Origin of the sequence: Campylobacter sp. US33a (genome assembly GCF_004378855.1) — a bacterium.
Taxonomy (GTDB): Bacteria; Campylobacterota; Campylobacteria; order Campylobacterales; family Campylobacteraceae; genus Campylobacter_D.
In genome coordinates this window covers 150,758-158,352 of record NZ_RYYL01000007.1, presented here as the reverse complement: position 1 = coordinate 158,352, position 7,595 = coordinate 150,758, and the positions used below count along the sequence as shown (strand labels likewise).

Here is a 7,595-nt window from a genome sequence, read left to right as displayed (position 1 = left end):
ATAAAGAAATGATTAAAGAAATAATCAAAGAAATGATTTGAATTTTTGGTTGGGACTGAAAGATGGAAATTGAAATGGTTTATATCTATATTAAATTGATTTGTTTAACTTGTATATAGAAATAATAAATCTAGAATTTTTATACTAGATTTATTACAATATCTATGAAAAACTTAAAATTACCAAGTTTTTATAGTCTAAAAATTTCAATCTCTTTTTTCAAAGTATTAGAAATTACTTTAAGCTCATTCATTGCATCTTTATTTTGACTTACTTCTTTTTGGGTTTTTTCTGATATATCGGATACCAAAATAATTTTTTCTTCAATTTCATTCATAAGTTCTACTTGCTCTGCAATTTCTTTATTCACATCACGTGCTTTCAAAAGGCTATCATTGGCTTGTTTATAAATAAGCTCAACACTATCAAGCATTCCTTCACTTAAATTTTTTCCTTGAGCAATGAGCGGAATGGATTCTTCAATCATCTTTACAGTAGCTATGGTTTCTTCTTGAATTTTTTTATTAATGATTGCAATTTGATCTGTAGCACCTCCTGTTTTTTCAGCAAGTTTACGAATTTCATCCGCAACGACAGCAAAGCCCCTTCCTATATCACCAGCCCTTGCTGCTTCAATAGCTGCATTTAAAGCTAACAAATTTGTCTGATCTGTTATTTCACTAATCAAATCTGTACTTGTATCAATATTTTTTGTATGTTCGCGCAATAAAGCAATTTGCTCTGAAACTTGCGAAGAATTATTAGCTATATATTCCATCTGTGATGCTGTATCTTCTGCTGATTTTTTATTATTTTGACAAACTTCAGTGGTGTTTTTTGAATTCTGCTCTGTTTCTGAAGCATTTTGCGAAATATTTTTTGTTTTTTGACTGATTTCTCTAATTTTAAAAACAGATTCTTTGGAAGTTTGTCCTTGAAATAAAACTGATTTTTCTGTTTCATTAATACGCTCGGCTACCAAATCAGCTTTAGAATTTAACTCTTCTACTATTAGCATTACCTTATAAACAATACCACGAAGCTGCTCCTGCATCTTTGAAACCGCATAAAGAATACTTTGATTGTAATTTGTATGAATTTTTTGAGTTAAATTTCCATTAGCCACTTCCGTAATAATATCATTTACAACTCTTGGCTCTCCACCTACGGATTGTTTGATATAGCGCACAATGAAATAAGCAATAATTATAGAAAAAATTAAAGCTATAGTTATTATAACAATCATTGTGAATTCAAATGATCTGGTTTCATTTAGAGCAGATTCAGTAAGACGCTGATTTGCCAACTCTTCATAATCAATTAATTTATTCGTTTGAGCCAACCATAAAATAAACTGGTCTCTAGCCGAAGTTAGCAATAACTCTCTAGCAGATTCAATATCTTTTTGATTTACTATATAATCAATAATCTTTGCATAAGTTTGAGTTGTCAACAACTTTATTTTAGCGATATCCTCAACCATTATTTTTACTTCTTTACTCACATTGCCTTGAGCTAAAATTTCTGCCAACTTTTCTTCTGCAACAAAATAATCTTGCTCCAATTTTTTAATTTGATTTAAAGTATGCTCCAAATCTTTAGGATCTTTTATTAATATTATATCTCTTATTAAAATAGAACGGTCATGAATGCTACCACGATAATTAATAGCTTGACGCGAAACTAATGCATTCTCTCCTGTAGCCGTAGTTAAGGTATTATCCAAAAATTTGATTTTTATAATACTGAAAAAAGCCACTATCAACATAGCAACCATCAACAAAAGAAAACCCAAATATAATCTAGTTGAAATTCCGAATTTTAAATGCATTTTAAGCTCCAAAAAATAAATTTTTTGGTATTGTACTCCAATATATATTAACTCACACTACAATCATTAGAAAAAATCAATTATTTTTCAAACAAATATCTATAAACCGAATTTTCTTTTACAAAGGGTTTCAAAGAATCAAAATCCAAAACAACGCTGATGAATCCTTCAGCATAAGATGCGATTTCGTATGGCTGCCAAATGAATTTAATTCCTTTCTCATTCAAGTAAAATTCTGACGGTAGAGAAATATTTTTTCTGCTTTCACCGCCCCATTCTAAAAATCTTGCTGCATCCTCGCCTTTGTCATACTTTACTAAAGCTTGTAAAATCAAATCCAGCAAAGTAGGATCGCTTACATCTTTAAACAAATCCTCGCTTTTGTTGGACAAAATACTGCCATCTTTTAAAGAAAAACTCAAGGGGCTTATATTGACATTTCCATGCGCGCCACCAAAATATTGATAATTTGTGATTTTAAAACTTAAAATTTTGTCATCTAAATAATCCACCCCAAAATATCTAGCATATTCTGTATTAAAAGAAAGCTTATCCCATTCTTTAGCTCTTTGTTCATTATGCTTTTCTTGAATTTTTTGTTTTAAATGTTTAAAATCTTTAGCTCCTAAGGCTATAATATCGTTGATTTTTTCCCTTGCTTGTGTGTTTATTAAAGATTTTGGAATAAAAAACATCTCATCTTCCAATTTATAAGTAATCTCTCTTTGCCCAAACCGATCTTCAATGTTTTTCTTTTCTTTAAATTCTATTCTTACAAATTTTAGAGTATTAAGTCTATGTGTTGAAGGCAAAAAATTAACTTTTTTTTCATCAATTTTTGTTTCTAAAATAGGGAAGTGATTTTTATCAAATTTCACACTACCTGTGATTTTTTTTATTTCATTCTCTTCATTTAAAACAAAGCTGAGATTTTGCTCCCAAATTTGCCCCATAAAATACGAATCAGAATCTGAAAATTTAGCATTTATAGTGTAGTAATCTTTAGCGGTTTTTTGCATTTCTAAATACAATAAAAGCTTATCCTGTCCAATTTTACCTTCTAATAAATAAAATTCACCCTCTGGATCACTTTGCTTTGCATTCATATTCGCACCCAAAAAACCTATACAAACAAAAGGTAATAAAATTTTTAAAAAATAGCTAGAAAATCTCATTTAATATCCTAAATTTCAATATTTAAGCATTGTATCTTAAACTTATAAATACTATACAAACTCGGAAAAACTTTGTATTGATTTTAAAAAATAAACCGTTTTCTACTCATTTTAATTCAATCTAAAATATACACTTTTCCCTTATTGCCATCTATTTTAACTTGCATACCGTTTTTAAGAATTTGCATTGCATTTCTTATGCTCATTACTGCAGGAAGTTTCATCTCTCTTGCGGTAACCGCTCCATGCGATAAAGCTCCTCCGCTTTCTGTAATCACGCCTTTTGCGGAGTAAAAAAGTGGCGTCCAAGCTGGATTGGTTGTGCATGCAACCAAAATCGCATCTTTTGGAAAAGTAGCGAAATCATCTTTAGAATGCACTAAATAAACTTCTCCTATAGCAACTCCCATACTTCCTGCTACACCTTCTAAAACCTCGCTGTCGCCTTCAAGAACCTCATCTTCTTCACCCAAATTCCAAGCTGGGATTTTTTTAGAATTTTCAAGATACTGTACTTTTTCTTTTTCTATCTCTAAACGCACCATTTGGCTTGTTATTTTACCTTCTTTATAATCTAAAATTGTCTGCATATGAGTAAAAAACACATCTAAAGGATCTTTTATAATGCCTAGTTTTACAAAATACTCGCCTATAGCCTTAGTAGCTTTTCTCACTAAAATACTCAAACGCGTTGTTTCATAGTGCTCCAAATCATCTAAAAGCGTATAGGTTTTTACCAAATTTAAAAGCTCATCAAAGCCAAAATGCCACTGCTTTGGTAACAATGCAAAAAGCTCATTTTTGGTATTAAAATATAATTTTTTCTTGTGAAGTTTTTCATTTGCAAGCTTTTCAAAATCGCTATTTAATAAAAGCTTAATATTATCAAGAACTACACTAGGTGCTTCGCTCCAAGTAGGATGATAAGGATCAAAATCTATTTCTCTGTGTCCGTGATGAGCCAAAAAGCTCCAAAATTTCTGCCTTAAAACTTTATAATTAAACATTTTTTCTTCAAGCTCTTGCGAATTATATTTTTCAAATTCACTCTTTAAAAATGGATCTTTGACTATAAATTCTGCTAAAGTAAGTAAATCTTCATTTACTTGCGCCGTTTTACTCTCATCAAAACGCGTTAAAATATCAAAATAAAAGCCCGATTTTTCCCCTACTAATTTTTCTAAAAATGTTTTTAAAATCCTATAAAGTAAGCTTTGAGTTATGGATATAGCAATATTTGGACGAAAATATATTGTGCCAAGATTTACAACTTCATCTAAAAAATCAAAAGCCTGTTCATCATTTAACAACATTTTATTTTCTAAACTCCCTATCCCTTTTAAATAATCATCCAAATCTCTCATCCATTGCTTTGGTAAATCATAAATATGAGGATATTTTTGTAAAATTTGCTCTAATGCTGTATCTAAATTTTTAAAATCTATACCTAAATTTCCGCTTTGCATATAAAGCCAAACTGCATTTTGATTGCCATAGATATAATTGTTAAAACTTGCAAACCATTTGCCTTTAAAGCTCGGTAAATTCATCATTTCAAAAGAATATTCCAAAGAGATGTGAAAAGCTTTATCTACATAATCCCAAGTAAAAGGCGTGATCACATTTGGATAACGCTCTGCTGACTCATCGCGCGTCCATCTCTCTGCTAAAGTCGTGATTGCTCTTGCTTGAAGCAAATAAAGCTCATCTTTTTCTATGGCCCATTCTATATCTTGTGCAAAAGCATAATATTTTTCCACATCGCAATTTAACTTTGCAATTTGTTTTAGCTTTTCCTCGCTAAGACAAGGAATGTTTTGCTTTTCTTTGCTTATTTTTTCTTCTTTTGTGCCAAATTTATCTTGAATAATACAAAATTCTTTCGTGGCTATATGACTAGAACGCAAAGAAAAATCACTCTTTGAAACACAATACTCATCCACCTCAAATTCGCCATTTACCACACTTTCACCTAAACCATAATTTGCATTGATTAAAATTTCATCATTGCGGTTTTTGACAGGATTGATAGAAAAGCTAACTCCTGCAAAATCCGCATTTACCATTTTTTGCACCACAACAGCCATACAAGCTTCGTTTTGAAAAAAGTTTTTTTCTTCGCGGTATAAAATGGCACGACTTTGCCATAAAGAAGCAAAACAATGCTTGATATGTTTTAAAATTTCATCTCTGCCATAAATATTTAAAAAAGTATCGTGAGCTCCTGCAAAAGCTGCAGAATTTAAATCTTCCATTGTAGAAGAAGAACGCACACTAAAAGCCGTATTTTCATCAAATTCTTTTAAATTTTCATCAAATTCTTTTAAAAATTCCGAGCCAAAATCAAGCTCTAAAAAAGCCTCTCTTAAAATTTTGCTTTGTTTTTCTAATTTGTCTAAATCTTGATAATCAAAAATATAACCAAAATTTTCAATTAAATTTTTGATATTTTCGTCATTTTCTATGAATTTCCTATAAGCTTTTACACTAATGATAAAACCTTGAGGCACTTTAAAACCTGCTCTTGTAAGCTTAGCTAAATTTGCCCCCTTGCCTCCACAAAGCTCTAAATTTGTAGCTTTTTCATCGCTGAATTTTAAAATTTGCATTAAAAGTCCTTTTTGCAAGTTGATAAAAAAAGTATGCCAAAACAAAACCAACAACACAATCAATCAAATAATGATAACGCAAATAAATTGTAGAAAACCAAAGTAAAATACAAGGAATGAGCCAAAAATAAAAATGTTTTTTATTAAAATATTGCAAAAAAAGCAAAATAAATAAAGAAATTCCGCAATGCAAACTTGGAAAAACATCACTAAAATTACTAAAAGTTGGATAAGCTTTATCTAAAAAATCTCTAAAGAAAAACCCACTCAGTGAATTTTTAAATTCACTCGCATAATAAAAATAAGGCCCTATGGCTGGAACAAAAATATATCCTAAAAACCCAATGGCATAAAAGCTTAAGATTCCATTATAAAAGGCTTTTGAAATTTTTTCATCTGCGCAAAGATAAAAGACGAAATAAAATGCAAGTTGTACCATAAAAAGTAAATAAGCAATACTTAAAAGCTCTGTCAAATAAATATTAGAAAAATTTTCTAAAAATAAAGATAGATTTTTAATATCTCCCAAAATAAAAGCATCAATTAAAGCAAGATAAGAATCTTTTTTATCCATATTTATTAAAGGCGATATTTCTCTTAGCAAAGTAAAAATGCTATTCATAAAAAGCACATAAATACCAAATTTTAAACGATAGTTTTTAAGAAAGAAAAGTACAAAACTAATTACCAAATAACCCATAATGACTAAAGTATAAATGCTAAAAAATGCGTTGGAAATAAGCCTTATAAACATAATACCAAAAAAACAAAACCACAAAAATTCAAAAAGCTGAATTTTGGTTTTTAAAATACTCATTAATCTCTTCTTGCAAATCATCATAATCTCGCTTTAATTTGTTAAAAAATAAGGCATTAAGCAAAAAAATTCCATGCTTTTTAAAAGCCCCATAAAGATGAAAACCCCACAAACTAAAAATGCAACACAAAAAAGCTATAAGCGGAAAAAATAAAGCTAAAGCCATATAAAAAATCACAAAAGCACTTGTCCCTGATAAAATTTTATAAAGGCTTATGGTATGCTTTTCTTTAGAAAATTTTGCTGCTATAAAAGAACTTAGAAAAATAGGCAAATTAAACAAAAAAGTAGGTATTACAATAATTGCTGTTATGAAAAATACCCAAAGGCTGAGCAAAAAAGACTTAGGAAAAATGGCACAATTTTTATACAAAAAAGCTTTAGAGCTTTTGATTTCATAGGACTTCAATTTTTCTTGTAATTTTGAAATTTTAGAATTTTTCAATACTTTTAAATATAGTTCATCTTTATACAAAGAAGAAAAAATAGCTATCTTCTCACAATTTTCTTGTTCTTTTTCATCTTTAAATTCTATCAGTATATTTTCTAAAGCGGCGCTAATTTGAGTATATAAAATTTCCTTATCTTGAATATGATCAAATTTTAAATTCCTTCCTTTAACAATAAAAACTTTAGAACCCATTTGAGTAGGATCATCATAAAAGATACTTAAAGGCGTGATTTCTAAAGCATTTTTTTGCAACATTAAATACGCTATTTTAGAAGCTCCATTGGCAAATTTTAAATGCTTGGGGTTTAAAGCACTTGTGCCTTCTGGGAATATCCCTAAAGTACCGCCTCTTTGCATCAAATTTAAGCATTGTTTTAAGGCGCTAAAATTGTCATTTTCTTTTACTTTTAAACCTTGTTGCAACGCCCTTTCTTTATCTTTTTCTCTTGTAATTTCAATACCTTGAAAGAAGATTTTTCCTAAAAAACTGCGTCTTAAATTTCTGGCTAGTAAAAATTGAATTTTGGGGAAAATAAAAGCGTATAAAAAACCATCAATGGCGCCATTTCTATGTGATAAAATAGCCATTTGACCTAAATCATTATTTTTAGACAAATCTAAAAAAATAATTTTTCTAAAATAAGCAAAAACAAGCAAGAAAAGAAAAAATTTTAAAATTCCTTGCTTAAATTTTTGCATTGAATTGAAAGGT

At 29.4% G+C, this 7,595-nt stretch carries 5 protein-coding genes; all 5 read right to left on the bottom strand.

The annotated features are described in order from the left end of the window. Positions 1–190: 190 nt before the first annotated feature. Complete coding sequence (locus ELQ16_RS07070; protein ID WP_134238844.1) at positions 191–1,831, bottom strand: methyl-accepting chemotaxis protein; 1,641 nt, start codon at positions 1,829–1,831, stop codon at positions 191–193. Between the two features lie 80 nt (positions 1,832–1,911). Further along, complete coding sequence (locus ELQ16_RS07065) at positions 1,912–3,006, bottom strand: DUF3298 and DUF4163 domain-containing protein (RefSeq protein WP_134238843.1); 1,095 nt, start codon at positions 3,004–3,006, stop codon at positions 1,912–1,914. A gap of 116 nt (positions 3,007–3,122) precedes the next feature. Further along, complete coding sequence (locus ELQ16_RS07060) at positions 3,123–5,615, bottom strand: PEP/pyruvate-binding domain-containing protein (protein ID WP_134238842.1); 2,493 nt, start codon at positions 5,613–5,615, stop codon at positions 3,123–3,125. After that, positions 5,590–6,432 carry a phosphatase PAP2 family protein gene (locus ELQ16_RS07055; RefSeq protein WP_166739671.1) on the bottom strand — a complete coding sequence of 281 codons (843 nt, stop codon included), beginning with the start codon at positions 6,430–6,432 and terminating at the stop codon, positions 5,590–5,592. The genes ELQ16_RS07060 and ELQ16_RS07055 overlap by 26 nt, the downstream gene beginning before the upstream one ends. Continuing rightward, positions 6,398–7,582, bottom strand: a complete 1,185-nt coding sequence (locus ELQ16_RS07050; protein ID WP_134238840.1) for a 1-acyl-sn-glycerol-3-phosphate acyltransferase — start codon at positions 7,580–7,582, stop codon at positions 6,398–6,400. The genes ELQ16_RS07055 and ELQ16_RS07050 overlap by 35 nt, the downstream gene beginning before the upstream one ends. Positions 7,583–7,595 lie beyond the last annotated feature (13 nt).